Here is a 26168-nt window from a genome sequence, read left to right on the forward strand (position 1 = left end):
GTCAAACGCATGCGAGGCGTGAAGCAGCGCTTTTGAGGGAATGCAGCCGACGTTCAGACAGGTCCCGCCGAATGTCGATCTCTTTTCGACCACCGCCACCTTCATGCCGAGCTGCGCGGCGCGGATAGCGCAGACGTAGCCTCCAGGGCCTGTGCCGATGACGATCAGATCGTAGGGTCCTGTCATCGATATTGTCCTCGCATGGTGGCGTTCGCAGGCTCGACGGAGGCACTTGTGCGCTGGCCGTTGAGCGCTCGCATTCCCCTCCCCTCAGGGGAGGGGTTGGGGTGGGGGAAAGTCTTGGTGGAAGAGATGCTGTCACATGCAGGCGCCACGACAAAGCCCAATAATTAGTACGGGTGCCTCTCCCCACCCCCGGCCCCTCCCCGCTGGGGAGGGGGAGACGATGGCCTTGCGCGACCAACGATCCACACGCCAAAACTCGGCCATGCCTTAAAGTTCCAGGATGAAGCGCTGCGGATCTTCAAGGCATTCCTTGACGCGGACGAGGAAGGTGACAGCCTCTTTGCCATCGACGATGCGGTGATCGTAGGAGAGCGCCAGATACATCATCGGCCGCACGACGATCTGGCCGGCGCGTACGACGGGGCGTTCCTCGATGCGGTGCATGCCGAGAATGCCGGACTGCGGCGCGTTCAAGATCGGCGTGGACATGAGCGAGCCGTAAACACCGCCGTTCGAGATGGTGAAGGTGCCGCCCTGCATGTCTTCGATCGACAATTTGCCATCGCGCGCGCGGCGGCCAAAATCGTTGATGCGCTGCTCGATCTCGGCAAGGCTCAGGCGATCGGCGTCGCGCACGACCGGAACGACGAGACCCTTATCGGTGCCGACGGCCACGCCGATGTGGTAGTAGTTTTTGTAGATCAGATCGTCGCCATCGATCTCGGCATTGACGGCGGGAACGTCGCGCAGCGCCTGGATGCAGGCTTTGACGAACAGTCCCATGAAGCCGAGCTTCACGCCGTGGCGCTTCTCAAAAATGTCTTTGTATTGCGCGCGCAGCGCCATCACTGCGCTCATGTCGACGTCGTTGAACGTCGTCAGCATTGCCGCGGTGTTCTGCGCGTCCTTCAAGCGGCGGGCGATCGTCTGGCGCAGCCTCGTCATCTTGACGCGTTCTTCGCGCGTCGCATCGTGGCCGGGTGAGGGCAGGCGGGCCTCTTGCGGCGGAACTGCCTTGAGCGACGGCGCTGTCTGAATGGCGACAACATTCGTTGGGGGCGGCGCGCTTGCCGCCTCGTGCACGGGCGGCGCTGCAGCAGGACGCGGCGCAGAAGCGACCGCACTCAGGACATCCTCTTTGAGGATTTGTCCGCGCCGTCCTGAGCCTTGAATTTCGGTGGGCTCGAGACCCGCTTCGGTCATCGCCTTCTGAGCTGCGGGAGGCGGCGGGGGTGCAGCGGTTGCGCCTGCTGGAGCGCTTGGCGCTGCTTGCGGTGCAGGACGCTCAGGAGCGCGCTCAGGGGCGGGCTGCGCAGGCTGCGGCTTCGGTTCGGATTTCGCCGGCTGTGCCTTGCCCCCACCATCTCGCAAGGCTGCGAGTACCGACCCCACAGCGACGGTTGCGCCGGATTCAACGAGGATTTCGCCAAGCACGCCCGCTGAAGGAGCTGGGACTTCGACCGTCACCTTATCGGTTTCGAGTTCGACGAGCGGTTCATCGGCATTGACGGCATCGCCCGCCTTCTTGAACCATTTGCCTACGGTCGCTTCCGTAACGCTTTCTCCGAGCGCGGGAACGCGGATCTCGATCGACATCTGTGCCTCTCAACCTTGCCTCATGTTCCGAGCGCGTCGGCGACGAGCGCGGTCTGCTCCTTGATATGCTGCGAAAGCAGCCCCGTCGCGGTCGACGCGGATGCCGCCCTTCCTGCGTAACGCGGACGGCGATGGATATATCCGAGGTGGTTCAGCACCCACTCGATGTTCGCATCCATGAAGTACCAGGCGCCCATGTTTTTGGGCTCTTCCTGGCACCAGACGATTTCCGCGAACTTGAAGCGGCCGAGTTCCTGGATCAAGGCGCGGGCGGGGAACGGGTAAAGCTGCTCGACACGCAGCAGGTAAATGTCGTCACGGCCTTGCGCATCGCGCGCTTCGAGAAGGTCGTAGTAGACTTTGCCGGTGCAGATAACGACGCGCTTGATCTCGTTGTCGGGTTTGAGCGTGATCGTGGACGAGCCGCGCTCAGCGTCGTCCCAGAGCAGACGATGGAAGCTGGCGTTAGGCCCGAAGTCCTCGAGTTTCGAGACGACGCGCTTGTGGCGCAGCAGCGACTTCGGCGTCATCAGGATCAGCGGCTTGCGGAAGTTGCGATGCAATTGCCGCCGCAGAATATGGAAGTAGTTCGCGGGCGTCGTGCAGTTCGCAACCTGCCAATTGTCTTCAGCCGACAATTGCAGATAGCGCTCGAGACGAGCCGATGAGTGCTCCGGCCCCTGGCCTTCGTAGCCATGCGGCAGCAGGCAGACCAGTCCCGACATGCGCAGCCATTTGCGCTCGCCGGACGAAAGGAACTGATCGAAGATCACCTGCGCGCCGTTGGCGAAGTCGCCGAACTGGGCTTCCCATAGCGTCAGCGCATTGGGCTCGGCGAGCGAGTAGCCGTATTCGAAACCGAGGACGGCTTCTTCCGAGAGCATCGAGTTGACGATCTCGAAACGCGCCTGGTTGGGCGAGAGGTGCTTCAGCGGCGCGAAGCGGCGCTCGTTTTCCTGATCGATGAAAACGGCGTGGCGCTGCGAGAAGGTTCCGCGCTCGCAATCCTGGCCCGAGAGACGGACGCGGAAGCCCTCCATTAGAAGGGACGCGAACGCCATGTGTTCGGCCATTGCCCAGTCGATGCCCTGGCCGGTCTCGATCATTTCGCGGCGGCGCTCGATGAGCTTGCCGACCGTCTTATGGATATGAAAATCGTTCGGCAGCGTGGTGATGCGCTGACCGATGGTCTTCAGCATATCTATGGCAACGCCCGTGTTGCCGCGCCAATCATCGCTGTCGGGTCGCGTGATACCGGACCAGCGCCCGTCGAGCCAGTCGGCCTTGTTGGGCTTGTAACCGTCGGAGAAGCTGAATTCCTTGTCGAGGTTGGCGCGCACGGTCGCCTTCATCTCGTTGAATTCGGCGGGCGTCATCACGCCTTCGTCGATCAGCTCTTTCGAATAAATGTCGACGACGGTCGGATGCGATTTGATGCGCTTGTACATCGCCGGCTGCGTGAACATCGGCTCGTCGGTCTCGTTGTGACCGTGCCGGCGGTAGCAGAACATGTCGATGACGACGGGCTTCTGGAAGCGCTGACGGAACTCGGTCGCGATCTTGGCGACGTGAACGACGGCTTCAGGGCTGTCGCCGTTGACGTGGAAGATCGGCGCTTCGATCATCAGGGCGACGTCGGAGCAATAAGGCGACGACCGCGAGTGATGCGGCGCCGTCGTAAAGCCGATCTGGTTGTTGATAATGAAGTGGATCGAGCCGCCGGTGCGATGGCCGCGCAGTCCGGAAAGACCGAAGCATTCAGCGACCACGCCTTGGCCTGCGAATGCCGCGTCGCCATGGATGAGCAGCGGCATGACCGGCGTGCGATCATTGCTAGCGCAGTTGGCCTGGTCCTGCTTGGCGCGGACCTTACCCAGCACCACCGGATCTACGATTTCGAGATGCGAAGGGTTGGCCGTCAACGAGAGGTGGACGGTGTTGCCGTCGAACATGCGATCGGATGAGGCGCCGAGGTGATACTTCACGTCGCCTGAGCCTTCGACGTCGTCGGGCTTGAAGGAGCCGCCTTTGAATTCCTTGAAAATGGCGCGCAGCGGCTTCGACATGACGTTGGCGAGCACGTTGAGGCGGCCGCGATGAGCCATACCCATCGCGATCTCGCGCACGCCCAACTGGCCGCCGCGCTTGATGATCTGTTCGAGGGCGGGAATGATCGATTCCGCGCCATCGAGGCCGAAGCGCTTGGTGCCGGTGTATTTGAGGTCGCAGAACTTCTCGAAGGTTTCGGTTTCGATCAGCTTGCGGAGGATCGCTTTGCGGCCTTCGACGGTAAAGCTGATGTCCTTTTCGGCGCCTTCGATGCGCTCCTGAATCCAACCTTTTTGCGCGGGATCGGTGATGTGGGTGAACTGCACGCCGATCTTGCGGCAGTACGTGCGGCGCAGGATCGTCAGGATCTGGCGCATCGTTGCCGTCTCTAAACCCATGACGCGATCGATGAAGATCGGACGGTCGAGGTCGGCTTCGGTAAAGCCATAGGTCTCGGGCATCAGCTCGCGATGGACCCGGCGGTCGGCGAGGCCCAAGGGATCGAGGTCGGCGGCGAGATGGCCGATCACGCGATAGGCGCGGATCAACATCAACGCGCGGATGGAATCCTGCGTGGCGCGAAGCGAGGCCGCGGGCGTCAGCTCGAAACCTGAGATGTGCGCACGGCGCTCGATTTTATCGCGAATGCTGCGCTCAGCTTCGCCGTAGTCGCCGGTCAGCGCGCCGATGAGATCGCGGTCGGTCGTGTTTTCTTCGAGAAGGGCTGAGAGCGGCGGGGCCCAAGCGGGGCCGTTTGAATATGCGGGGAGGGAGGATGGTGCTTCTTTGATGCTTTCGAAAAACCGGCGCCACTCGTCGCTGACGGCGCCGGGGTTTCGTTCGTACTCGGCCTGCATATCCTCGATGTAGGGTGCGTTGGCCGCGCTTAAGAAAGAGGTGCGCAGGAACGCTTCGTTCTGGGCATTTCTTGCCATCGAATCCGTCCTTAATTCATACCCCGGGGGCCTCGCCGCGAGGCTCCCGGTTACGCGGACATGACCGGTGATAGTGCCGCCGGCCGCCGGCTATCCCTGCCTCGCGAAGTTACGCCCGCAAGACCTCCACGAGCGTCTGGCCCAGCGCTGCGGGGCTTGGCGCAATGGCGATACCGGCGGCTTTCATGGCGGCGAGTTTGTCCTCCGCCTTGCCTTTGCCGCCGGAAATGATTGCGCCCGCATGGCCCATGCGCCGCCCGGGAGGCGCGGTCACACCTGCGATGAAGCCGGCCATGGGCTTTTTGCGGCCCTTTTTGGCTTCGCGCATCAGGAACTCCGCGGCGTCTTCCTCAGCGGAGCCACCGATTTCGCCAATCATGATGATCGACTGGGTTTCGTCGTCGGAGAGGAACATGTCGAGGACATCGATGAATTCGGTGCCCTTCACGGGATCGCCACCGATGCCGACGGCGGTGGTTTGCCCGAGTCCCACGTCTGTTGTCTGTTTCACCGCCTCATATGTGAGTGTTCCCGAGCGCGATACAATGCCGACGGAGCCCTTCTTGAAGATGCTGCCGGGCATGATGCCGATTTTGCATTGTCCGGGGGTCAGCAGACCGGGGCAGTTCGGGCCAACGAGGCGTGACTTGGAGCCATCGAGAGCGCGCTTCACGCGGACCATGTCCATCACTGGAATGCCTTCAGTGATGCAGACGATGAGCGGGAGTTCCGCGTCGATGGCCTCGAGGATCGCGTCGGCCGCGAACGGCGGCGGAACATAGATCGACGTTGCGGTGGCGCCCGTCTTCGCGACGGCCTCGCCGACGCTGTCGAAAAGCGGCACGTCGGCCAATTCGGGATCAGGGTGCTTGGAGCCGCCCTTACCGGGCGTTACGCCGCCTACGATCTTGGTGCCGTAGGCCTTCGCCTGCTTCGTGTGAAAAGTGCCCTGGCTGCCCGTGACGCCCTGGCAAATGACCTTGGTATGCTGGTCGATAAGAATGGACATTCCAACCCCGTGTGAGGCGTGTCTCAACGCCTAAATGTTGCGCATTTTTTGCAGTGCAGCAAGTAGAACCCGCTGACTGATGATTAAGATTTGATCTATCGAAGGCCCGGCATCATCACGCCGCGCTCTTCAGTTGATCGGTGATCTTCTTGGCTGCGTCGGCGAGGTCATCGGCCGGGATGATCTTCAGGCCGGATTCGGCGAGAATCTTTTTGCCGAGTTCGACGTTCGTGCCTTCGAGGCGTACGACGAGCGGAACCGTGATTTCCATCTCGCGGGCGGCGGCAACGACGCCCTCGGCGATGATATCACAGCGCATGATGCCCCCGAAAATGTTGACCAGGATGCCTTTGACGGACTCGTCTGCCAGGATGATCTTGAACGCCGCCTGAACCTTCTCCTTCGAAGCGCCACCACCGACGTCGAGGAAGTTTGCGGGTTCCGCCCCGTAGAGCTTGATGATGTCCATCGTCGCCATGGCGAGACCGGCGCCGTTGACGAGGCAGCCGATATTGCCGTCGAGCTTGACGAAGGCGAGATCGTGCTTGGAGGCTTCGATTTCGGTCGGATCTTCTTCGCCGAGGTCGCGCAGCACGACGATTTCCGGGTGCCGGTAGAGGGCGTTTGAATCGAAGTCCATCTTGCCGTCTAGGCAGATGAGCTTGCCGTCCTTCGTCACCACGAGCGGATTGATCTCGAGCAGGCTCATGTCCTTCTCGACGACCATGCGATAGAGGTTTTCAACAAGGTTTCCACAGGCTTTCAACTGGTCGCCCTTGAGGCCCAGCGCGAAGCCGACCTTGCGGCCGTGGAACGGCTGATAGCCCGTCGCCGGATCGATCGTCAGCGTGTGGATCTTCTCGGGCGTGTCGTGGGCGACATCCTCGATGTTCATGCCGCCGGCTTGGCTGACGATGAAGGCGACGCGCGACGTTTCGCGGTCGACGAGGGCCGAGAGATAAAGCTCGCGCTCAATGGCGGAGCCGTCTTCTACGTAGAGCCTGTTGACGACGCGGCCTGCGGGGCCCGTCTGAACGGTGACGAGCGTTTTGCCCAGCATTTCCTTGGCGAACGTCTCGACTTCTTCGAGCGACTTGGCGAGACGAACGCCACCTTTGTCTCCGGCCGAGGGTTCTTTGAACTTGCCCTTGCCGCGTCCGCCAGCGTGGATTTGAGCTTTGACAACCCAGACTGGTCCGGGAAGTTTTTTCGCGGCTTCGACTGCCTCTTCGACCGAGAAAGCGGGAAAGCCGTTTGGCGTCGGGACGCCGTACTGGCGGTAGAGTTCTTTAGCCTGGTATTCGTGGATATTCATTTTCCTGCCCCAACTGAACAATTCTTCGTCATATTGCGCATCGCCGCTTTTTGTCCAAATTCGCAGCCGTAAGGTCGCCTCTCACCGGCTTTTGCCGGGGTGCGCCTTGTCCGCCTCTTGAGTCGGTCTCGCGCGCACCGTAAATCGTTGTTCCATATTCGCTTAGTCAATAACGGGGAACGTTTATGACCTTTGCATGCATCAACATCGAGGGATTGAAGGCCGCGCGTACTGGCCGGGACCCCTTCAACTTTCTCGTCGGCGAGAACTTCATCCAATCGCCCGCCGTCGAGCCGTTGAAGAAGGACTTCCCCGATCTCAAAGAGCCGGGCTTCCTCACCGAGACGGATATCGGAGCTGGCATCCACGGCGCCTTCGAGAAGCTGCTCGCGGATCTGAAGAGCCCTGAGGTTTCCAAGATCGTGTCGGAAAAGCTCGACATCGATCTCGTCGGCAAGCCGAAGATGATCACCATTCGCAAGCTTTCGGCTGCGAAGGACGGACGCATCCACACGGACGGCGAAGCCAAGATCGCGACGATGCTCACCTATCTTAATGACAAGTGGGATGGCACAGGCGCCGGCTGCCTTCGCGTCTTGCGCAACGATCACGACTTCGAGGACTACGTCGAGCAGATCAGCCCGCTGACCGGTACGGTCTTCGCCTTCCGGCGTTCGGACTCGTCCTGGCATGGCCACACGCCGTTCGTTGGCGAGCGCCGGGTCGTTCAAATGACGTGGCTCAGAAGCGAAGCCGACGTCGCGCGCAAGGAGAAGCGCGGCGCGCTCTCGCACAATCTCAAGAAAATGTTCAAGTTCGGCTGAGACCGAACTTCTCATATGATCTTCCTGAGAGTGGCGTTCCCGCACGGTGCGCCACTCTTTCAGTTTGCAAGGGTCGGATTGATTTTCTTGCAGGCCTCGATGAGGCCCTGCACGGAGGCGACGGATTTGTCGAACATCGCCTTTTCCGACTCGTCGAGCGACAGCTCCACGACCTTTTCAATTCCGCCGGCGCCGATGATGGCCGGCACGCCGACGTAGGTATCTTTGAGGCCGTATTCGCCCGTCAGATAGGCGGCGCAGGGCAGCATGCGCTTCTTATCTTTCAGGTAGCTTTCGGCCATCGCGATGGCTGAAGCTGCGGGCGCGTAGAAGGCAGAGCCCGTTCCCAGGAGGCCAACGATTTCGCCGCCGCCGCCGCGCGTACGCTTGATCATGGCGTCGAGGCTCTCCTGGCTGAAGAAGCCGAGCTTCACGCAGTCGGGAAGCGGCACGCCGCCGATCGTCGAGTAACGGACCATCGGGACCATGTCATCGCCGTGGCCGCCGAGCGTCAGCGCGCGGACATCCTCGATCGAGACGCCCGCCGCTTCTGCCAGGAAGCAGGAGAAGCGGGAGCTGTCGAGCACGCCGGCCATGCCGACGACCTTGTTGGTGGGAAGGCCGGAGAACTTCTGAAGTGCCCAGACCATGGCATCGAGCGGGTTGGTGATGCAGATCACGAAGGCATCGGGCGCATGCGTTTTGATGGCGGCGCCGACCTGCTCCATGACTTTCAGGTTGATGCCGAGGAGATCATCGCGGCTCATCCCCGGCTTGCGAGGAACGCCTGCGGTGACGATGCAAACGTCGGCTCCGGCAATCGCAGCGTAGCCTTCGGGGCCGGCGCCGGTCAGCTTGGCATTATATCCTTCGACGGCTGCAGTCTGCGCCAGGTCGAGGGCTTTGCCCTTCGCGACACCTTCGATGATGTCGGTCATGACAATGTCGCCGAGTTCCTTCAGGCCCGCAAGCAGGGCGAGCGTGCCACCAATCTGTCCCGATCCGATCAGTGCGATTTTGGTGCGCGCCATGGTGCTCCCCCGAAGGTCACTAATACTATAGTCGCGGATTACGAACCGCGTTGGTGTTGCTGCCTAATCAAATTCCTCAGGGCGTCAAGCACAAGCCACAACTTTCTGCTGAAAGCCCGGCGGGGATGCGATGAATCGACTTCGAAGCGAGGCTTCCAGGGTTCGGGACTACCCATCAGTGGCGGGTGCGGCCGCCCGAATGGCCAGCCAGGTAGGCCTCCGAGCGCATTTCGGTCAGCCTAGATGCTGTTCGCTGAAAAAGGTCCGCTCCATCACCCTTGGCATACAGTGCGGCGGGCTCGGCGGCCGCGGAGGCGATGAGGCAAATGCGGGCATCATAAAGAGCATCAACAAGATTGATGAAGCGGCGGGCCACGTCGCGCCGTTCGGGCGAAAGGATCGGAATGTTATCAATAATGACGGTATGGAAGGCGTGCGCGATGTGCACGTAGTCGGCCGCGCCCAACGGCTGATCGCAAAGATCGGCGAAGTCGAAACGGGCAACGCCCATCGACGCCAACGGCACGCGCAGCTGGCGGCCTTTGACATCAAGCGTCTGCGGTTTGCCCAGGTGGTTTCCTGTCAGCCGCTTCCAATGCGCATCGAGCGCGGACTTCGCCGTTTGATCGACCGGATGAAAGTATAGCTGCGCGCCGGACAGCTTATCGAGACGGAAGTCTTTCTTTGAGCCGAGCTCGATCACTTCGACGTGGCTCTCGAGCACAGATATAAATGGCACGAAAAGCTGGCGATTGAGCCCATTCTTATAGAGATCGGCGGGCTTCGCGTTCGATGTTGCCACGACGACGGTGCCTGCCGCGAAAAGCGCCTCAAACAGCCGGCCAAGGATCATCGCATCGGCGATGTCGGTGACGTGAAGCTCATCGAAGCACAAAAGACGCGCCTCTTTCGCGATGCCTTCGGCTACATGGGGTATCGGATCGCCATCAACCGTCTTGCGCGCGGCGCCGATGCGATCGTGCACGTCCGCCATGAACTCATGAAAATGCGCACGGCGTTTTGGCTCGAAGGCGGTCTCTTCATAGAAGAGATCCATCAGCATTGTCTTGCCGCGTCCGACGGAGCCCCAGATATAAAGACCCTTCGGAGGCTCGGGTGCCTTGCCGAAGACCTTCGCAAGCATGCCGGACTTTGGACGATAGGCTGCAAGTTCGACTTCGAGTTCGTCGAGACGCTGGGCCAATGCGGCCTGGGCAGCATCGGGCTCGATCTCGCCTGCGGCGAGCCGCGCATTATATCCGTCGATGATCGTCGCCATCGGGCCCCCAGTGAATGACCTCTCTCGGTAGTCGGCCGCGACTGCGAGATGCAACAGAGATCGGCGCGGCGAATTGGAGAGGCTTCATGCAGGGCCTCGCTTAAACCCACCAAAGACGCGCATTTTAGCGATCCGCCGGCCTAAAAACGCATTGCTGCTCTGCAGCATTTCCTCTCGCTTTGCAGCAATCAATTCCCATTTTGGAGGCAGTTGCAAATGGTTAGCGCATGCAAGCGTCGAACCAAGACGAAGGAGGCCGAACATGGGCAGAGATGGCCGGGAGCCAAGCGGAGATCAACTCGGTTTCGTTCGCCGATTGCTGACAAGCGAAACGTATTTGCTCGACGAGCATTTGCATCGCCTGGATCCCGAAGCGCGCCATCGCCGTTTCGGTCATGACGTTTCAGATGAGTTCATTACGCGATACGCGTCTCACGCCGGCGATTTCGGCAACGTGACGTTCGGATATTTCGTCGAAGGCGAATTGCGCGCCGTTGCCGAATTGCGTCCCGACGATCTCCTGCATCCGTCGGCCGCTGAGGTTGCGTTCTCTGTTGAGAAGCCCTTCGTCAACCGCGGGATCGCAACGCAGCTGATGGGCCGCGTCATCCGAACCGCGCGCAACCGTGGACTACGCCACCTCATCCTCGTGTGCTTGCGCGACAATGCAAAGATGCAAGCGATTGCTCGTCATTATGGAGCTGACATCAAGATCGAGGATGGCTCTGTCATCGCCGACATCGTTCCCAGCGATGCCGACTACGCGTCCTGGGCGGGCGAACTTTTGGATGAGCGCATGACGTACTTGCACTCTGCACTCGATTTGCGGAAACGTCTCCGAGGACGCGCAGAATTGTAATTGCGAGAGTCAGAGGAACGGAGAATTGGGCAATTCAAATTGATTCAATCGCGGTGCGAGAAGTGGATTGCAGTGCCGCAATCGGCTTCTCCGAGTCGGCTCAAAGACCAATAGGCGTCGAAAAATAAGAAAAATTGAGTCATTCCCGCAACAGTTTGCGTTAATAAACTCCTTTTTGCCCGCGATTTCAAACTTCTCCGTCTACAAAGCTCTCGAATTTGCTCATGTTTGCGTAGTTCGAGCTGATTCGAACCCTAGAGGGAGAACTAAGACTATGGCTAAGGCAGCAGCAAAGAAGGCAACGAAGGCAGCCAAGACGACCGCAGCGAAGCGCAAGAAGCCGGTCGCTAAGAAGGCCGTTGCGAAGAAGACCGTCAAGAAGGCCGCCAAGAAGGCGACGAAGAAGAAGGCCGCCTAATTCCATTTTCGCCGTTCCGAAGTGCTGGACTGGGCACCCAACCTTCGGACGCGCAAATGCACATGGCGATCGGGCGCTCGCGCGGCGCCCCTTTCTTTCCAAATGGCCGGGCGACAGCGATAAGCGTCACCGGCCATATCTTTTTGTAAGTACCGGTACCGGCTTGGAATTCGGTCGCGGTATTTCAAAAGCGGGCCATGCGCCAGCGGCCTGGATCAGGCATTCGCGGGAATGGCAGGCCGATTGCTCGACCTGCCCATAACGACCTCAGCCAGCGCGGAACACGGCCCCGGCGACCGACCTTGGCCGCTCGCGCACAGCGTTTCCGTCGTTGCCGGATTTCACGATCCACTGCCCATTGGCAGCGCGACCCGTGATCATGCCGACGTGATGGGGCCAGACCACCACAGCACCGACGTGCGGCCCGCTCGGACGGCCATAGCGCTTCCAGTTGGCGGCGAGGTTGAATTCGGGACCTCCGCCGAGCTGTGTACGCATCCACCAACCGCACCATGCGCGCGGACGGCCACCGACGCCGCGGCTCGCAGAGGCGTATTTACGGCCGCTGCTGTAGGAGCGGTGCTGAGCGTAATGACGACGGCCGCTGCCGCTCTTGGCATAATGGCGGCGAGCTCGCGAGCCGTAGGCGTAGCCTGACTTCCGGTGTGAGTACTGACGGTGGACAGAGCGACTGCGCGATGCGTAGCGGGCGGAATGCTTATGGGAACGCTCGTAACGATCACCCTTGTGACCGTGATGGGGGCGTGCCTCTGCCGACGTGATCGCGGCCATCCAAGCTAGGCACATCGACACTGCGATTAAACTCAATCGCATACTAACTCTCCTTCACTTGTCTTCACAAACGGGGCGCACGAAGCGTCGTAATTGGGCAAAAACAAGGGAGGATTCGACGCGCGGCATATCGTCTTGAAATGACACAACCGGCAAGCGTGACCGAATTTTCTGCGGTTTATTAAAATGTTACAAGAAATGCAGGTTTTGCTGCAAAGGCGCGCTCGCTACTTTTGGGCGAGTGAATTGTGAACTTTGCGTACGGAACAGCGCGAGATGTGATCAAAATCTCACGCTCGAATATGCCGTTCTCGTAGCATCAGGTGCGGCAATGGTCCGCACGAGTCCCTCAATAAAACGGAGAAACAGGATGGAATATCGCCGACTCGGTGCATCGGGCTTGTCCGTACCGCTTTTGAGTTTCGGAGCCGCGACGTTCGGGGGCGCGGGCGAATTCTTCGGCGCGTGGGGTTCAACTGACGTCAAAGAAGCGCGCCGCATGGTCGATCTCTGCCTCGATGCGGGCGTAACGCTCTTCGATACGGCGGACATTTATTCGAACGGCAATTCCGAGACGGTGCTCGGCGAAGCATTGAAGGGGCGGCGCGACAAGGTTCTCATTTCGACGAAGGCGACTTTCCGTTTCGGCGATGGGCCAAACAATGTCGGATCTTCGCGCTTCCATCTTTTGAAAACGTGCGAGCAAGCGCTGAAGCGTTTGCAGACCGATCACATCGATATTTTTCAGCTGCACGGCTTCGACGCACTGACGCCGCCGGAAGAAGTGCTCTCCACGCTCGACCAACTCGTTCGCGAAGGCAAGATCCGCTACGTCGGCGTGTCGAATTTCTCGGGCTGGCATTTGATGAAGTCGCTCGCGGTCGCGGATCGCTATGGCTATCCGCGCTATGTCGCGAACCAGACCTACTATTCACTCGTTGGCCGCGATTACGAATGGGAACTGATGCCGCTCGGGCTCGATCAAGGCATCGGCGCATTGGTATGGAGCCCGCTCGGTTGGGGTCGCCTGACGGGTAAGATCCGGCGCGGGCAGCCGCTGCCGGAAACAAGCCGGCTTCATAAGACGGCCGAGCAGGGACCACCCGTTCCAAACGAGCACGTATTCAATGTCGTCGATGCTCTCGATGAGATCGCGAGGGAAACGGGCAAGAGCATTCCGCAGATCGCGCTCAACTGGCTCTTCCACCGACCGACCGTATCGAGCGTGATCATCGGCGCGCGCAACGAGCAGCAGCTGAAGGACAATCTCGGATCGATCGGCTGGAATCTGACGCCTGAGCAGATCAAGAAGCTCGACGCTGCGAGCGAGGTCGCCAAGGCTTACCCCTATTGGCATCAATCGGGCTTTGCCGAACGCAATCCACCGCCGGTTTAGATAGGCTGCATGCACGAGCGGCGCTGATGCTGGAGCGCGTGCATAATCACACACTATAATAAGAGCATAATAAGAGCCGCCGCACGCCGGCGGCTTCTTCATTTCGGAACTTTCTCGTTCGCAAAACGTACGACCCGGTCAGGCCACACGCAGCCGATCAGGAGGGCCGATGCTTTTGCGCTCGCTCATATTCATTGCAGGCACGGGTTTGTTGGGCGTTTCGCTCATCTCTGCTTTCGCCGCGGACGCGATGCCTCCGGGCTTCGGTCCCAATCCGGATCTTCCGGCACCGCAATCCAATCTCCTTCCAACGATCAAGGTGGCTCCAGCCGTGGGCTGGCCAAAGGGCGAGAAGCCTTCGACTCCGGCTGATCTTGCTGCGACTGCCTATGCGACAGATCTCCAGCATCCGCGCTGGCTCTACGTTCTGCCGAACGGAGATGTGCTTGTAGCGGAGACGAACGGACCAAAGCGCCCCGAAGACAGCAAAGGCATCAAAGCCTGGTTCCAAAAGCTTTTCCAGAAACGGGCAGGCGCGAAGGCTCCGAGCGCGGATCGCATTACTTTGCTGCGCGGCTTGAAGCCGGACGGATCGGCGGAAGAAAAGTCAGTCTTCCTGGAAAATTTGCATTCGCCGTTCGGCATGGCGCTGGCCGGCAATGACTTGTATGTCGCCGACACCGACAAGCTGTTGAAGTTTCCCTATCAGTCTGGCGACACGACAATCACGGCGGCGCCCGTGAAGGTCGCGGATCTTCCGGGCGGCGCCCTCAATCATCACTGGACGAAGAATGTCATCGCCGGCCCCGATGGCTCGAAGCTTTATGTGACGGTTGGCTCCAATAGCAATGCCGGCGAGAATGGCCTCGACAAGGAAGAGGATCGCGCGCGCATTCTGGAGATCGATCCGAAGTCCGGAACAACCCGGCCGTTTGCGACGGGCCTGCGCAATCCCAACGGCATGGCGTGGGAGCCGACATCAAATACGCTTTGGACCGTCGTCAATGAGCGCGATGAACTGGGCGACGATCTCGTTCCCGATTATCTGACATCGGTTCGCGACGGCGGATTTTATGGTTGGCCCTATAGCTACTTCGGGCAGCACCTCGATCCGCGCATAAAGGACGAAGACCCCGAGAAAGTCGAAAAAGCGATCATGCCGGATTACGCACTCGGTGCGCACACAGCGTCACTTGGGCTTACGTTCTCATCCGACAAATCGCTGCCGTCGCGGTTCGCGCAAGGCGCGTTCGTCGGTCAGCACGGTTCCTGGAACCGCAGCGCGCCCAGCGGCTACAAAGTGATTTTCATCCCGTTTGCGAATGGCAAACCTTCCGGGCCGCCGGAAGATGTGCTGACAGGTTTTCTTGATAGCGATGGCCAGGCTCGCGGCCGTCCGGTCGGCGTTGCCATCGGCAACGATGGCGCGCTGCTCGTTGCCGATGATGTGGGCAACACCATCTGGCGGGTGTCAGCCTCTGGGCGGACGGCTGAGCGCGCGGAATGAAAATTTTGCGTCAGCGAACGCGGCGCGGATTCATATAGAGGTCGGATTCCTGGCGCTGAATGCCGGGCTTCAACCGCCCGGCACGAATATCGCCGGCCAATTTTTTGACGTGGCGGCGGGCTTCGCCGTTGAATGCGATCATGCCGGTGAAAAGCTTCATCACCATCAGCAGGCGCGGATCGGCGTGGTCGCCGCGAATTTTGCACCGCCATCTGCCGCCGATTGTCAGGATGGCGCCATCGATGTGGCCGACACGTTCGCCGCGCTGGTCGATCAAGGTGTAATCGCCGCCGAGATTGATGAAATCACGCCGGAAGCGATAGAATTTCGGCTCGCCGCTATCCATCAAGAAGAACGAGAAATTCTCCGGCATGAGCGGCCACTTGTTCGCCGAGCGTTCAACGTAGACGATGAAATCGTCGGGGCTTGTGTTGACGGAATAGGACATTACCGGCAGGCCACGGGCGCCGAGCGTTTGCTGAACGGACCGCGCGAGCATCATGTCCATGCTCGCCTTCCAGTTCAGCGTTTCGGAGAACAGCTTGAGGACGAGACGCTTGTCCATTCCGGTCGCGTCTTTCCAGAGTTCCTTGCGATAGCCGAGCACGCCCGTGCGCTCGCCGTTCTCGGTGATCTCGGCAAAAACATCCATGTCGGTCGTGAACTGACGCGACTTGCCGCGATTGCGATCTCTCTTCCAGAAGCCGAACTCGATGGAATTGAACGGCGTCAGCCAAACATCGACGTTGAAGGCGTGCCAGGTTTTGCGCGCCGCATTTGTTGCGTCCGCTTTGCCCTTCTCGAGCTTCGTCACTGCGGCCTTGGCCTTGGAGGTTTCTTCCTTGTTCGCCTGCTCCAGCACTTCTGCGCGTGCAACGGCCGCTGCTTCCGCAGCAGCTGCGTTGGCTTCAGCTTCGGCCGGATCTTTCTTCTGAGCAGATGCAGTCATCGGGTGGGCTACCTCGCGCGCGTCAACGCTCACGCCTCAAGGACCTATCCTCAGGCGAATCACTTCTGGGACCCTAGCACCGGGTTCGCGCAGCACTGCGGTGGCGAGCAAAATTGCCGTGGAAAGATCGATCAGCGGCCGCCGAAAATGGCGGAGCCGACGCGCACGTGTGTTGCGCCCAGTGCGATCGCCGCTTCGTAGTCGCTGCTCATGCCCATGCTGAGACCTTGAAGGCCCAGTTCGCGCGCGAGCTTGGCGAGGAAGGCGAAATGCACCGCCGGCTCTTCATCAACCGGAGGGATACACATGAGGCCTTTGATATCGAGCTTCAGATCCTCACGGCAGAACGTGACGAAGGCAGGAGCTTCGCGCGGCATGATGCCGGCCTTTTGGGGCTCCTCGCCGGTGTTGACCTGAACAAAGAGATCGAGCTTGCGGCCTTGCTTCGCCATTTCATCGGCGATGGCGCGCGCGATCTTTTCCCGGTCGATGCTGTGAATGGCATCGAAAAAGCCGACGGCTTCCTTGGCCTTGTTCGATTGCAGCGGACCGATGAGATGCAATTTGACGTCGGGGAATTCTGCGCGCAGCGCGGGCCACTTGCGTTCGGCTTCCTGCACGCGGTTTTCACCGAACACGCGCTGGCCCGCAACGATGACCGGCCGGATGGCATCGGCGTCGAAGGTCTTAGAGACTGCTATGAGTTCAATCTCATCCGCGTCACGGCCTGCGGCTTTCGCAGCCGCAACAATTTCTTCGTTTACGCGTTTTAACCTGTCAACCGCGGTTTCCTGGTATTCGTTCTCTTGCACGCGCGTTCCTCTGTGGCGTTGACCGCTTCCATAGACACTCCCCCCACAAAGGGACAAGCGTCGCAATTTCGCACGGGCTCTCTATATAGAAGCGCCAACGAATTGCCTGGCCTCGCTAACGTCCGCATATTTAGCTCGCCCCATCACTCAATCAGAAACGTCAGGAGCATCCCCCATGCTGAAACTCGCCGACGCACGCCGCATCATCGACGCTGCAGAAAAGAAAGCCAAAGAAATCGGCCAGCCCATGAACATCGCCGTGGTGGACGAAGGCGCAAACTTGATTTCGCACATCCGCATGGACGGTGCCTGGCTCGGATCAATCAACATCGCGATCAACAAGGCGTTCACGTCGCGGGCCTTCAACATCTCGACGAAGGAACTGGCCGAGAACAGCCAGCCGGGAGATCAGTTCTTTGGCATTCACGTTTCGAACCATGACCGCGTCATGATCTTTGCCGGCGGCATTCCGCTGAAGGACTCGAAGGGCGAAGTGATCGGCGCCATTGGCGTTTCCGGCGGCAGCGGCGTCCAGGATCAAACCGTGGCAGAGGCCGGTGCCAGCGCGCACACCTGCTGACACAGACGTCAATACGGATCGCGCGCTCTGCCGGGGCGCGCGATCCACTATTCTCCCCGAGCTTCGGCTCCTTTTGTTTTTAAGCGAAGTCGTTTCGCTGCGGCCCAAAGGCCGGCTTTTGCCTGCCGCGACCCGGGCGCAGCCCTCAGGTTGCTGCCGCAATCTTGACGCGGCTTTCCGTTGTGTGCCCGATGGGAGGCGCCGGGAACCCCCTGGCCCCCGCCGCCGGGCTAATGTTCGGCCGACGACTTGACCGGCTTTACCATTCGGGCTCTTTACGCCTTTCCACGAATTCTTGAACGAGATCCAAGGGCCCATGGCCACTGAACGTTACAACGCGGCCGAGCGTGAAAAATACTGGCAGACCGTCTGGGATAAGGCCGAGATCTTCCGCGCCTCGGAAGATCCCAGCCGCCCCAAGGCCTACGTGCTCGAGATGTTCCCGTACCCGTCGGGCCGCATCCACATGGGTCACGTTCGCAACTACGCGATGGGCGATGTCGTCGCGCGCTTCAAGCGCGCCCGTGGCTTCAACGTGCTGCATCCCATGGGCTGGGACGCGTTCGGCATGCCGGCGGAAAACGCCGCGATGGAGCGCAAAGTCCATCCCGGCACCTGGACTTACGCCAACATCGACACGATGCGCGGGCAGCTCAAGTCGATGGGTCTGTCGCTCGACTGGTCGCGCGAGATCGCGACGTGCTCGCCATCCTACTACAAGCATCAGCAGAAGCTGTTTCTCGATTTCCTGAAAAAGGGGATCGCGTACCGGAAGTCGTCCAAGGTCAATTGGGACCCCGTCGACCAGACAGTGCTTGCCAACGAGCAGGTGATCGAGGGCCGCGGCTGGCGTTCCGGCGCGCTCGTCGAGCAGCGCGAACTCACGCAGTGGTTCTTCAAGATCACCGATTACGCGGAAGAGCTGCTGCAGGATCTCGATACTCTCGTCAATTGGCCGGAGAAGGTGCGCCTGATGCAGGCGAACTGGATCGGCCGCTCGGAAGGCCTGCTCGTCCGCTGGGCGCTGAACAAGACCACAGCGCCGGGCGCCTTCGAAGAACTGGAAGTCTATACGACACGTCCCGACACGCTGTTCGGTGCATCTTTCCTTGCCGTCGCGGCGGACCATCCGCTGGCGAAAGCGGCAGCTGAGAAAGACCCCAAGCTCGCGGAATTCTGCGAGGAATGCCGGCGCATGGGCACGTCCGTTGCCGATATCGAAGCGGCTGAAAAGCGCGGCTACGATACGGGTATTCGCGCCGTGCACCCGTTTGACGACAGCTGGGAGCTGCCGGTTTACGTCGCCAATTTCGTGCTGATGGAGTACGGCACGGGCGCGATCTTCGGCTGCCCCTCCGGCGACCAGCGCGATATGGACTTCGCGCGCCGCTACGATCTTCCCGTGGTGCCCGTCATCCTGCCGCCCGGCGAAAATGCCGAGACGTTTGAGCTGACGAACAAGGCCTATGTGGACGACGGCACGCTGATCAATTCGCGTTTCCTCGACGGGCTTTCGACCTCGGCTGCCTTCGAGGAAGCGGCAAAGCGCCTCGAAAAGCAGACGCTCGGCTCGCGGCCGCAGGGCGCTAGAAAAGTCAATTATCGCTTGCGGGATTGGGGTATTTCGCGGCAGCGCTATTGGGGCTGCCCGATCCCGATCATTCACTGCAAGACGCACGGGCCGGTGCCGGTGCCCGAGAAGGATCTTCCGATCGAGCTGCCGGAAGACGCAACGTTTGACAAGCCCGGCAATCCGCTCGACCGGCATCCGACGTGGAAGCACGTCAACTGCCCGGTCTGCGGTGAGCCCGCCGTTCGCGAAACCGACACGATGGACACGTTCGTCGACTCGTCGTGGTACTTCGTTCGCTTCACGGCGCCCGAGGCCAAGACGCCGGTCGATCAAAACGCGGCTCATTACTGGCTGCCCGTCGATCAATATATCGGCGGCATCGAGCACGCGATTTTGCACCTGCTCTATTCGCGCTTCTTCGTGCGCGCGATGTGCGATACGGGGCACTTGTCATTCGCGACGAACACGCGGGAGCCCTTCGCTGCGCTCTTCACGCAGGGCATGGTCACCCATGAGACCTACAAGTCTCAGGATGGGGTGTGGCTGCTGCCCAGCGACGTGCGCTTCGAGGGCGAAGGCGGCAATCGCCAAGCTATCGAGATCGCGACGGGCAAGCCCGCCGTCATCGGCAGCATCGAGAAGATGTCGAAGTCCAAGAAGAACCTGGTGGACCCGGACGACATCATTTCCCATTACGGCGCCGATTGCGCGCGCTGGTTCATGCTGTCCGACAGCCCGCCCGAACGGGACGTCATCTGGACGGAAGCGGGGGTGGCCGGCGCGGGCCGCTTCATCCAGCGCGTCTGGCGGATTGTCGAGGAAATTGCCGAGGCTCACCCGGGCGAAAAAGGTCCGAAACCCGCTTCCTTCGGGCCCGAGGCCCTGGAGGTTCGCAAGGCCGCGCACCGGGCGCTCGATGCGGTCGGCCGGGCCATCGAAGCGTTGCGCTTCAACGTGGCCGTGGCCAACATCCACGAATTCTCCAATGTTCTTCAATCGGCTCTGCCGAAACGCGGTCCGGACGTCGCCTGGGCGGTTCGGGAGGCCGGTGAACTGCTGATTTTGATGATCGGCCCGATGATGCCGCATTTGGCTGAAGAATGCTGGGCGCGGCTCGGATACAACACGCTGGTCGCTAATGAACCTTGGCCAGCGCCGGAAGCCGACCTGCTCGTTGACGATCAAGTCACCATTGCCGTACAGGTGAATGGTAAGCGACGGGACGAACTCGTGATTTCGCGCAGTGCGAAGCCCGAGGAAGTTGAAGCGGCGGCTTTGCAGCTTGGATCGGTGGTGCGTGCGCTGGACGGACGGACACCGAAAAAAGTGATCGTCGTTCCGCAGAGGATCGTGAATGTCGTTGGTTGAGGGGCGGTTCGGGGGACAGCGCAAGTGCAGCCTGAGGGTTGCGCGTGGCCTCCTTGCGACCTCAGCCTTCCTTGCCCTTTCCGCTCTGGCCGGGTGTGGTGACGGTGGCTTTCGCCCCGTCTACGGTTCGGCCATGTTCGGTGGCAATGACGTCTCCGAGCGGCTGGCAACGGTCGATATCGCTCCCATTCCGGGCCGCGTCGGTCAGCGCATTCGCAACGAGCTGATCTACCAGACGACCGGCGGCGGCGCTCAGAAGAAGCCGGAGTATCGTTTGGACATCGCGATCCGCGAGTCGGTCACGTCGATGCTCGTTGCCGAGAACGCCAACGCCGGTACCCAGATCTTCGGCATCGATGCCACCTACAGCCTCATCCGGCTCTCCGACAAAAAGGTCGTTGCGCACGGCACGAGCTACGGCCGCGCCTCGTTTGACCGCGTTTCCTCCATCTTCGCCAACGTTTCGGCTCGCCAGAACGCCGAGAACCGCGCCGCCGAGACTGTCGGCCGGGAGATCCAGACGCGGCTCCTCGCAGTTTTGTCCACCGGGAACGCCTAGCTCTGATATCTAGGGCCCCGAGCCCTGGAAGAGCACTTCGATGGTCGCGATCAAGCCACAACAAGCCCCAGCCTTCCTGAAGGCGCCGCCTGCCGATCTTGCGGCCGTGCTGTTTCACGGGTCGGATCCGGGCCTCGTGAGCGAACGCGCGGCGGTGATCGCCAAGAAGCTGGCCGAGCGGGAAAACCCGCCCGGTGAGGTCCTGAAGCTCGATGACTCCGAACTCGATGAGGATCCGGGCCGACTCGAGACTGAGTTGCAGACGCGGCCGATGTTTTCCGGCCGGCGGGTCGTGCGCGCCGTTGCGAGCCGGAAGGTTTCAGCGACCCTGCTGAAGCCGCTTCTGACATCGGGTCCGCTCGAGGGCTTGCTGGTCGTCGAAGCCGGCAATCTCAAAGCCGACGACAGCCTTCGCTCACTGTTTGAGTCGCAGGCCCATTGCTACGCCGTTGCCTGCTATCCCGACAGCGCCGCCGACATCGACACGCTCATTTCGGAAGTGCTTTCGTCCTTCTCATTGAAGATCGAGGGTGACGCGCGCGCCTTGCTGCAGAGCCGGCTCGGCGCCGATCGCGCCCTGTCGCGAGCGGAGATCGAGAAGCTTGCGCTGTTCTGCCTCGGCCGTCCGACCATCACGCACGAGGATGTCGAGAACCTCGTCGGCGACGCGGCTGGGCTGGCGCTCGAACGCATTGCGGAAGCCGTAGCGGAAGGGCGCACGAAGGACGCGATCAGCGACTTCGGCCGGGCTTTGGGTTCGGGCGAGAATGCGCAGGTGATCATCCTCATCGTGCAGCGATACTTCCTCAAGCTGCATCGGGTCAGAAGCGACGTCGATGCGGGCATGCGGCTCGACGATGCGCTGAAGTACATGCGCCCGCCGTTGTTCTTCAAACAGAAGGACAGCTTCTCGCGTCAGGTTCGCAGCTGGCCGCGCGGAAAGCTCGACCAGGCGCTGCGGCGCATCGGAGAGGCAGCGAAGGCCGCCCGTCTTTCGTCCAACCTGGAGGATGTCATCGCGGAACGCTTGATTTTAGCGCTCGCATCGATGGCAGCGATGTCGTCGGCTGCGGCCGGGGGCCGCTAGCACCCAGCTTGCGAGCGCGTCTTGCGCCCCTATAGTGCCTCGCAAATTGGCAAGGGGGACGACATGACTGAGACGCGTTACGACGTCATCGGAATCGGAAACGCGATCGTCGATATCATCGGCCGATGTGACGATCCCTATCTCACCGGCCACGGCCTCGCGAAGGGCAGCATGCGCCTCGTCAACGCCGCTGAAGTCGAGAAGATTTATTCGACGATGGGCCCGGCGACCGAGATCTCGGGAGGATCGGCAGCGAATACGATTGCCGGCATCGCCTCGTTCGGCGGTCGCGCGGCATTCATTGGCACTGTCGCCAACGATGATTTCGGAAAGGTCTTTTCGCACGACATTCGCTCGATTGGCGTGGCGTTCAATGCGCCTGCCGTTGCGGATGGGGCGCCGACGTCCCGCTGCCTCATTCTCGTGACGCCTGATGGCGAGCGCACCATGAATACGTTCCTCGGCGTCTCAACGAGCCTCGGTGAAACGCAGCTCGATTTGGAAATGATACGCGCTGCGTCCATTCTTTATCTCGAAGGATATTTGTTCGACGAGCCGCAGGCAAAAGCTGCATTCCGGACGGCATTGAAAGCTGCAAAGGACGCTGGACGCAAAACTGCGCTTACACTTTCGGACGGCTTTTGCGTCGATCGCCATCGCGAAGAATTCCTCGAACTTATTCGCTCGGGCATCGATATTCTTTTCGCCAATGAAGCCGAAATTAAATCTCTCTATCAGACGGATTCATTCGAAACTGCTGCGGAAAACGCGCGGAAAGATGCCAAGCTCGCGGTGCTGACACGCAGTGGCAAAGGCTCCGAGATTCACTGCGGAGATAAGACGATTTCGATACCGGCATATCCCGTAGAAAAGGTCGTCGATACGACGGGGGCGGGCGATCTATATGCAGCTGGATTTCTATTTGGATATGCGCGGGGATTGGATCTCGAAATCGCCGGGAAACTCGCAAGCCTCGCGGCTTCGGAAATCATCAGCCACATAGGCGCCCGGCCTTCGGTTTCGCTAGCCGAATTCGCAAAGCAACACGGGCTCATTACCTGAGCCCGTTCCAACGTTGCAGCGGCTCATTCGAAAAGAATTGGAAATACCCGAACTGACTGAATGGTGTTCTTAGGGAGAATGAATAGGGGGTGAAACGAGTCCAATTCGCATTCCAATTTATTCTCCCTGGAATTGGCGAATGTATTCCCCCAATCTCGAATTCAACGAATCGCTTCGTTTCGAGGTTCGCTCACCATGCACCACACTCCCGTCCGCCGCGGCCGCCCGAAAGGTACCGGCATTGATGATAGCGATCGTATCGCGCGGCTGGACGAGTTGCTGAGGGTACACCCCGAATTGAGACCGACGACCGCAATCCGGTTGATGGGTTTTTCAAACCCATCGGCGATCCGCCGCCTGCGCGACAAGTACAAGGTCTTCACGACCAAGACGCGCATTGAGCTTACGACAGAGCTTCGAGGGGCCGCACCCACTGCGACGCGTCCCTCCGAGCAGACGCCTCAGGCGATGCAGCCCGGCCGCTAAGGCCTTTTCAAAAGAGCAGGCCTATTCGGGCCCATTCGCCTTTCAACTTTCCTGTGATCACTCAAGAGGGCCGCTTTCCCCAGGCGGTCCTTTTTTTGCGCCCTACTCCGACGCAAGCAATTACAGCTTGCGGAGGGAGGCTGCCTCGACCCGATGGCTTTCGCCCTTCTGCAGGATCAGCTGAGCGCGGCGGCGGGTCGGCAGAATGTTTTCTTCCAGGTTCTTGAGGTTGATCTCGCGCCATAGCTTCAGCGCGATGCGGCGCGCCTCGTCCGGAGCAAGCGCTGCGTACTTGTGGAAGTAGGCGCCAGGATCGCGAAACGCCGTGCTTCGCAGACGCATGAAGCGCGTCAGATACCAGTTCTCGATGACGGCCGGATCGGCATCGATATAGATCGAGAAATCGATGAAGTCGGACACGAACGGAATCGTGCCGCCGTCTTTGGGCATCTCGGCCGGCTGCAGAATGTTCAGGCCTTCGATGATGAGGATGTCGGGCTGCTCGACATACACCTCCTGACCGGGAAGAATGTCATATTGGAAGTGCGAGTAGACGGGCGCCGATACGCGCGCGACGCCGGATTTGACGTCTCCCAAGAAGCGCAGAAGGCGCTCAGTATCGAAACTTTCGGGAAAGCCTTTGCGCTCCATCAAGGCCCGGCGTTCGAGTTCCGCATTCGGATAGAGGAAGCCGTCGGTCGTCATCAGGTCTACACGCGGGTGGTCCGGCCACCGCGCCAGTAGCGCGCGCAGCACACGTGCCGTCGTGCTTTTGCCGACAGCGACCGATCCGGCGACGCCGATAATGAAGGGCACTTTGGTGTCTTTGCGCCCAAGAAATTCCGAGCTGACGGAATGCAGCTTCTGTGCGGCTGCGACGTAGAGATTGAGAAGACGCGACAGCGGCAGATAGATCTGCTCGACCTCGTCGACCGACAGCTCTTCGATGATGCCGGAGAGTTGCTCGAGTTCGTGAGACTTCAGCGTCATCGGCGTGTCGGCGCGCAGCCTCGCCCACTCCTCACGCGTGAAGACGCGGTATGGAGAGAAGGGCACGCCCTCTAGCCGGCGCGGTGCATCACCCGCCTGCATGTGCGCCTTGGTTTTTCGCCGGCGCGTGGGGCGTGTTTTCACGATTGCTGAGTCCTTGAGGCTTTTTCTTCGAGGCCCGACGTGCCCATCCGTCCTTCTAGTACCTTCAGCACGTCCTGCAGGGAGACGTTGCGGGACTCGAGCAGCACGAGAAGATGATAGAGCACGTCGGCTGCTTCTGCTTTCAGCGCGGCCTCGTCCTGCCCTATTGCGGCGATGACGGCCTCCACGGCTTCTTCGCCGAACTTCTTGGCGCAGCGTTCGGGCCCGGCGGTCAGTAACTGGGTTGTATAGGACTTGCCGCTCGTGTCGTTGCGCCGCGAGTGGACGAGCGCGGCCAGGCGCTCCAGCGTATTTGCTTCAGACATCTTCGTTTCTCGTGCGATTGGGCTCGAGCGCCCGAGCCTTACGGCGCGCACAGCAGCAAGCCGCCGCGAGAGGGTCAAGCGGCGGCTTCAAAACTGCGATAGAAACCTTAAAAACTCAACCGCCGCCAAGACGTTGGCGGATGTAGTCCAGCTGGTCGAAATTACCGTAGCGGATGGAGAGGGTGCCGGTTTCGCCCGAGCCGCGGCGAACTTCGACCTTCAGCCCCAACAGATCCGTCAGTTCCTTCTCGAACGCCTTAGTGTCGGCATCCTTGTCGCGGGCGCGGCGATTACCGCCTGTCGGGCCCTCTTCGCCGAAGGTCTGCTGGACGAGCGCTTCGACGTCGCGGACGTTCAAGCTGTCATCGATGATCTTCTGGGCCAGCTGCTCGGCATCGGCGCGGCCGATCAGAGCGCGGGCGTGGCCGGCTGTGAGCTGGCCCTGCTGCACCATCGACTGCACACCTGCCGGCAGCTTCAAAAGGCGGAGCGTGTTGGCGACGTGGCTGCGGCTCTTGCCGATGATTTCGGAGAGCTGCTCCTGGCTGTAATCGAAGCGCTCGACGAGCTCGCGATAGCCCGAGGCCTCTTCGATGGCGTTCAGGTCCTGACGCTGGACGTTCTCGATGATCGCCAGTTCGAGGAGTTCGCGATCGCTCAACTCCCGGATGATCACGGGGATGGTGTGCAGCCCGGCCTTCTGGGCCGCGCGCCACCGGCGTTCGCCAGCGACGATTTCATAGCCACCAGCCATGCCGTCGGGACGAACGACGATCGGCTGGACGAGACCTTTGGTACGGATCGACTCCGCCAGCTCAGCGAGTTCGTCGTCGCGGAAGTCCTTGCGCGGGTTGAGCGGGCTCGACTTGACCTCGGCGATCGAGACCATGCGCTGCTCGCCGTCCGCGGGAACGCGATGTCCGAGAGGTGCCGGATCTCCCATCAGAGAGGCAAGGCCACGTCCCAGGCGGCTCTTCGGCACTACGGAATTCATCTTCTTCTTCGTCCCCTGCTAGTCAGTTTATAGCTGCAAAAT

At 60.5% G+C, this 26168-nt stretch carries 24 protein-coding genes; 11 read left to right on the forward strand and 13 right to left on the reverse strand.

The features are described from left to right. The 5 genes from VFG26_RS05150 to sucC all read right to left on the reverse strand — a co-directional run. A partial coding sequence (locus VFG26_RS05150; RefSeq protein WP_325022918.1) for an FAD-dependent oxidoreductase occupies positions 1-186 on the reverse strand: 186 nt, incomplete at its 3' end. Positions 187-453: 267 nt separating this feature from the next. Beyond that, positions 454-1782, reverse strand: coding sequence for a 2-oxoglutarate dehydrogenase complex dihydrolipoyllysine-residue succinyltransferase (gene odhB / locus VFG26_RS05155; protein WP_325022920.1), 1329 nt, complete (start codon positions 1780-1782; stop codon positions 454-456). Positions 1783-1802: 20 nt separating this feature from the next. Next, positions 1803-4766, reverse strand: coding sequence for a 2-oxoglutarate dehydrogenase E1 component (locus tag VFG26_RS05160; RefSeq protein WP_325022921.1), 2964 nt, complete (start codon positions 4764-4766; stop codon positions 1803-1805). A gap of 109 nt (positions 4767-4875) precedes the next feature. Beyond that, on the reverse strand, positions 4876-5775 hold the full coding sequence (sucD, locus tag VFG26_RS05165) for a succinate--CoA ligase subunit alpha (protein WP_325022923.1): 900 nt from the start codon (positions 5773-5775) through the stop codon (positions 4876-4878). 115 nt (positions 5776-5890) lie between these two features. After that, positions 5891-7090: an ADP-forming succinate--CoA ligase subunit beta gene (sucC, locus tag VFG26_RS05170; protein WP_325022925.1), complete on the reverse strand. Its 1200-nt coding sequence runs from the start codon at positions 7088-7090 to the stop codon at positions 5891-5893. Between the two features lie 185 nt (positions 7091-7275). Here sucC and VFG26_RS05175 point away from each other — a divergent pair, with 185 nt between their 5' ends. After that, positions 7276-7914: a 2OG-Fe(II) oxygenase gene (locus VFG26_RS05175; RefSeq protein WP_325022927.1), complete on the forward strand. Its 639-nt coding sequence runs from the start codon at positions 7276-7278 to the stop codon at positions 7912-7914. A 59-nt stretch (positions 7915-7973) separates the two neighbouring features. Here VFG26_RS05175 and mdh read toward each other — a convergent pair whose 3' ends face one another. Both mdh and zapE read right to left on the reverse strand, forming a co-directional pair. Next, positions 7974-8945 (reverse strand): malate dehydrogenase, encoded by a 972-nt coding sequence (mdh, locus tag VFG26_RS05180; RefSeq protein WP_325022929.1) that lies wholly within the window; start codon positions 8943-8945, stop codon positions 7974-7976. A gap of 175 nt (positions 8946-9120) precedes the next feature. Further along, entirely contained in the window at positions 9121-10224 is a 1104-nt protein-coding gene (gene zapE, locus VFG26_RS05185; RefSeq protein WP_325022931.1) for a cell division protein ZapE, read from the reverse strand. Positions 10225-10486: 262 nt separating this feature from the next. On the opposite strand from zapE, the gene VFG26_RS05190 reads away from it, so the two are divergent. Both VFG26_RS05190 and VFG26_RS05195 read left to right on the forward strand, forming a co-directional pair. After that, positions 10487-11083, forward strand: a complete 597-nt coding sequence (locus VFG26_RS05190) for a GNAT family N-acetyltransferase (protein WP_325022933.1) — start codon at positions 10487-10489, stop codon at positions 11081-11083. 274 nt (positions 11084-11357) lie between these two features. Beyond that, positions 11358-11501 (forward strand): hypothetical protein, encoded by a 144-nt coding sequence (locus VFG26_RS05195; RefSeq protein WP_325022935.1) that lies wholly within the window; start codon positions 11358-11360, stop codon positions 11499-11501. 267 nt (positions 11502-11768) lie between these two features. On the opposite strand, the gene VFG26_RS05200 is transcribed toward VFG26_RS05195, so the two are convergent. Beyond that, complete coding sequence (locus VFG26_RS05200; protein WP_325022937.1) at positions 11769-12335, reverse strand: hypothetical protein; 567 nt, start codon at positions 12333-12335, stop codon at positions 11769-11771. A gap of 328 nt (positions 12336-12663) precedes the next feature. On the opposite strand from VFG26_RS05200, the gene VFG26_RS05205 reads away from it, so the two are divergent. Continuing rightward, entirely contained in the window at positions 12664-13689 is a 1026-nt protein-coding gene (locus tag VFG26_RS05205; protein ID WP_325022939.1) for an aldo/keto reductase, read from the forward strand. A gap of 169 nt (positions 13690-13858) precedes the next feature. After that, on the forward strand, positions 13859-15196 hold the full coding sequence (locus VFG26_RS05210) for a sorbosone dehydrogenase family protein (RefSeq protein WP_325022941.1): 1338 nt from the start codon (positions 13859-13861) through the stop codon (positions 15194-15196). Positions 15197-15206: 10 nt separating this feature from the next. Here the strand turns inward: VFG26_RS05210 and VFG26_RS05215 are convergent, their stop codons facing one another. Both VFG26_RS05215 and VFG26_RS05220 read right to left on the reverse strand, forming a co-directional pair. Further along, positions 15207-16145: a hypothetical protein gene (locus tag VFG26_RS05215; RefSeq protein WP_325022943.1), complete on the reverse strand. Its 939-nt coding sequence runs from the start codon at positions 16143-16145 to the stop codon at positions 15207-15209. A 131-nt stretch (positions 16146-16276) separates the two neighbouring features. Then, entirely contained in the window at positions 16277-16957 is a 681-nt protein-coding gene (locus VFG26_RS05220) for a YggS family pyridoxal phosphate-dependent enzyme (RefSeq protein ID WP_325022945.1), read from the reverse strand. Between the two features lie 175 nt (positions 16958-17132). On the opposite strand from VFG26_RS05220, the gene VFG26_RS05225 reads away from it, so the two are divergent. The 6 genes from VFG26_RS05225 (at position 17133) to VFG26_RS05250 (ending at position 23672) form a co-directional block, all read left to right on the forward strand. Then, the gene (locus VFG26_RS05225; RefSeq protein WP_325022946.1) at positions 17133-17537 is read left to right on the forward strand and encodes a heme-binding protein; all 405 of its coding nucleotides are present in this window, start codon (positions 17133-17135) and stop codon (positions 17535-17537) included. A 316-nt stretch (positions 17538-17853) separates the two neighbouring features. Further along, complete coding sequence (gene leuS / locus VFG26_RS05230; RefSeq protein ID WP_325022948.1) at positions 17854-20478, forward strand: leucine--tRNA ligase; 2625 nt, start codon at positions 17854-17856, stop codon at positions 20476-20478. Further along, positions 20465-21037, forward strand: coding sequence for a hypothetical protein (locus tag VFG26_RS05235; protein WP_325022950.1), 573 nt, complete (start codon positions 20465-20467; stop codon positions 21035-21037). The genes leuS and VFG26_RS05235 overlap by 14 nt, the downstream gene beginning before the upstream one ends. 40 nt (positions 21038-21077) lie before the next feature. Then, positions 21078-22124, forward strand: coding sequence for a DNA polymerase III subunit delta (gene holA / locus VFG26_RS05240; RefSeq protein WP_325022952.1), 1047 nt, complete (start codon positions 21078-21080; stop codon positions 22122-22124). A gap of 63 nt (positions 22125-22187) precedes the next feature. Further along, a complete protein-coding gene (locus VFG26_RS05245; protein ID WP_325022954.1) occupies positions 22188-23186 on the forward strand; it encodes an adenosine kinase in 999 nt (332 codons plus the stop codon). A 195-nt stretch (positions 23187-23381) separates the two neighbouring features. Next, positions 23382-23672: a hypothetical protein gene (locus VFG26_RS05250; RefSeq protein ID WP_325022956.1), complete on the forward strand. Its 291-nt coding sequence runs from the start codon at positions 23382-23384 to the stop codon at positions 23670-23672. Positions 23673-23792: 120 nt separating this feature from the next. Here VFG26_RS05250 and coaA read toward each other — a convergent pair whose 3' ends face one another. From coaA to VFG26_RS05265, 3 genes are all read right to left on the reverse strand, one after another. Next, the gene (gene coaA, locus VFG26_RS05255) at positions 23793-24764 is read right to left on the reverse strand and encodes a type I pantothenate kinase (protein ID WP_325023484.1); all 972 of its coding nucleotides are present in this window, start codon (positions 24762-24764) and stop codon (positions 23793-23795) included. Between the two features lie 38 nt (positions 24765-24802). Beyond that, on the reverse strand, positions 24803-25132 hold the full coding sequence (locus VFG26_RS05260) for a phosphoribosyl-ATP diphosphatase (RefSeq protein WP_325022958.1): 330 nt from the start codon (positions 25130-25132) through the stop codon (positions 24803-24805). Positions 25133-25247: 115 nt separating this feature from the next. Next, entirely contained in the window at positions 25248-26126 is an 879-nt protein-coding gene (locus tag VFG26_RS05265; RefSeq protein WP_325022960.1) for a ParB/RepB/Spo0J family partition protein, read from the reverse strand. Between the last annotated feature and the right edge of the window lie 42 nt (positions 26127-26168).

It is taken from the genome of Hyphomicrobium sp. (genome assembly GCF_035687085.1).
GTDB lineage: Bacteria > Pseudomonadota > Alphaproteobacteria > Rhizobiales > Hyphomicrobiaceae > Hyphomicrobium_B.

What these genes read in the sequence shown, in the direction of transcription:
- VFG26_RS05260 (WP_325022958.1), bottom strand. Translation starts at nt 25,132, where the DNA reads ATGTCTGAAGCAAATACGCTGGAGCGCCTGGCCGCGCTCGTCCACTCG.
- leuS (WP_325022948.1), top strand. Translation starts at nt 17,854, where the DNA reads ATGGCCACTGAACGTTACAACGCGGCCGAGCGTGAAAAATACTGGCAG.
- sucD (WP_325022923.1), bottom strand. Translation starts at nt 5,775, where the DNA reads ATGTCCATTCTTATCGACCAGCATACCAAGGTCATTTGCCAGGGCGTC.
- VFG26_RS05210 (WP_325022941.1), top strand. Translation starts at nt 13,859, where the DNA reads ATGCTTTTGCGCTCGCTCATATTCATTGCAGGCACGGGTTTGTTGGGC.
- zapE (WP_325022931.1), bottom strand. Translation starts at nt 10,224, where the DNA reads ATGGCGACGATCATCGACGGATATAATGCGCGGCTCGCCGCAGGCGAG.
- VFG26_RS05200 (WP_325022937.1), bottom strand. Translation starts at nt 12,335, where the DNA reads ATGCGATTGAGTTTAATCGCAGTGTCGATGTGCCTAGCTTGGATGGCC.
- holA (WP_325022952.1), top strand. Translation starts at nt 21,078, where the DNA reads ATGGTCGCGATCAAGCCACAACAAGCCCCAGCCTTCCTGAAGGCGCCG.
- VFG26_RS05175 (WP_325022927.1), top strand. Translation starts at nt 7,276, where the DNA reads ATGACCTTTGCATGCATCAACATCGAGGGATTGAAGGCCGCGCGTACT.
- VFG26_RS05160 (WP_325022921.1), bottom strand. Translation starts at nt 4,766, where the DNA reads ATGGCAAGAAATGCCCAGAACGAAGCGTTCCTGCGCACCTCTTTCTTA.
- coaA (WP_325023484.1), bottom strand. Translation starts at nt 24,764, where the DNA reads ATGCAGGCGGGTGATGCACCGCGCCGGCTAGAGGGCGTGCCCTTCTCT.
- VFG26_RS05245 (WP_325022954.1), top strand. Translation starts at nt 22,188, where the DNA reads ATGACTGAGACGCGTTACGACGTCATCGGAATCGGAAACGCGATCGTC.
- odhB (WP_325022920.1), bottom strand. Translation starts at nt 1,782, where the DNA reads ATGTCGATCGAGATCCGCGTTCCCGCGCTCGGAGAAAGCGTTACGGAA.
- sucC (WP_325022925.1), bottom strand. Translation starts at nt 7,090, where the DNA reads ATGAATATCCACGAATACCAGGCTAAAGAACTCTACCGCCAGTACGGC.
- VFG26_RS05205 (WP_325022939.1), top strand. Translation starts at nt 12,664, where the DNA reads ATGGAATATCGCCGACTCGGTGCATCGGGCTTGTCCGTACCGCTTTTG.
- mdh (WP_325022929.1), bottom strand. Translation starts at nt 8,945, where the DNA reads ATGGCGCGCACCAAAATCGCACTGATCGGATCGGGACAGATTGGTGGC.
- VFG26_RS05215 (WP_325022943.1), bottom strand. Translation starts at nt 16,145, where the DNA reads ATGACTGCATCTGCTCAGAAGAAAGATCCGGCCGAAGCTGAAGCCAAC.
- VFG26_RS05190 (WP_325022933.1), top strand. Translation starts at nt 10,487, where the DNA reads ATGGGCAGAGATGGCCGGGAGCCAAGCGGAGATCAACTCGGTTTCGTT.
- VFG26_RS05235 (WP_325022950.1), top strand. Translation starts at nt 20,465, where the DNA reads ATGTCGTTGGTTGAGGGGCGGTTCGGGGGACAGCGCAAGTGCAGCCTG.
- VFG26_RS05250 (WP_325022956.1), top strand. Translation starts at nt 23,382, where the DNA reads ATGCACCACACTCCCGTCCGCCGCGGCCGCCCGAAAGGTACCGGCATT.
- VFG26_RS05265 (WP_325022960.1), bottom strand. Translation starts at nt 26,126, where the DNA reads ATGAATTCCGTAGTGCCGAAGAGCCGCCTGGGACGTGGCCTTGCCTCT.
- VFG26_RS05225 (WP_325022946.1), top strand. Translation starts at nt 17,133, where the DNA reads ATGCTGAAACTCGCCGACGCACGCCGCATCATCGACGCTGCAGAAAAG.
- VFG26_RS05195 (WP_325022935.1), top strand. Translation starts at nt 11,358, where the DNA reads ATGGCTAAGGCAGCAGCAAAGAAGGCAACGAAGGCAGCCAAGACGACC.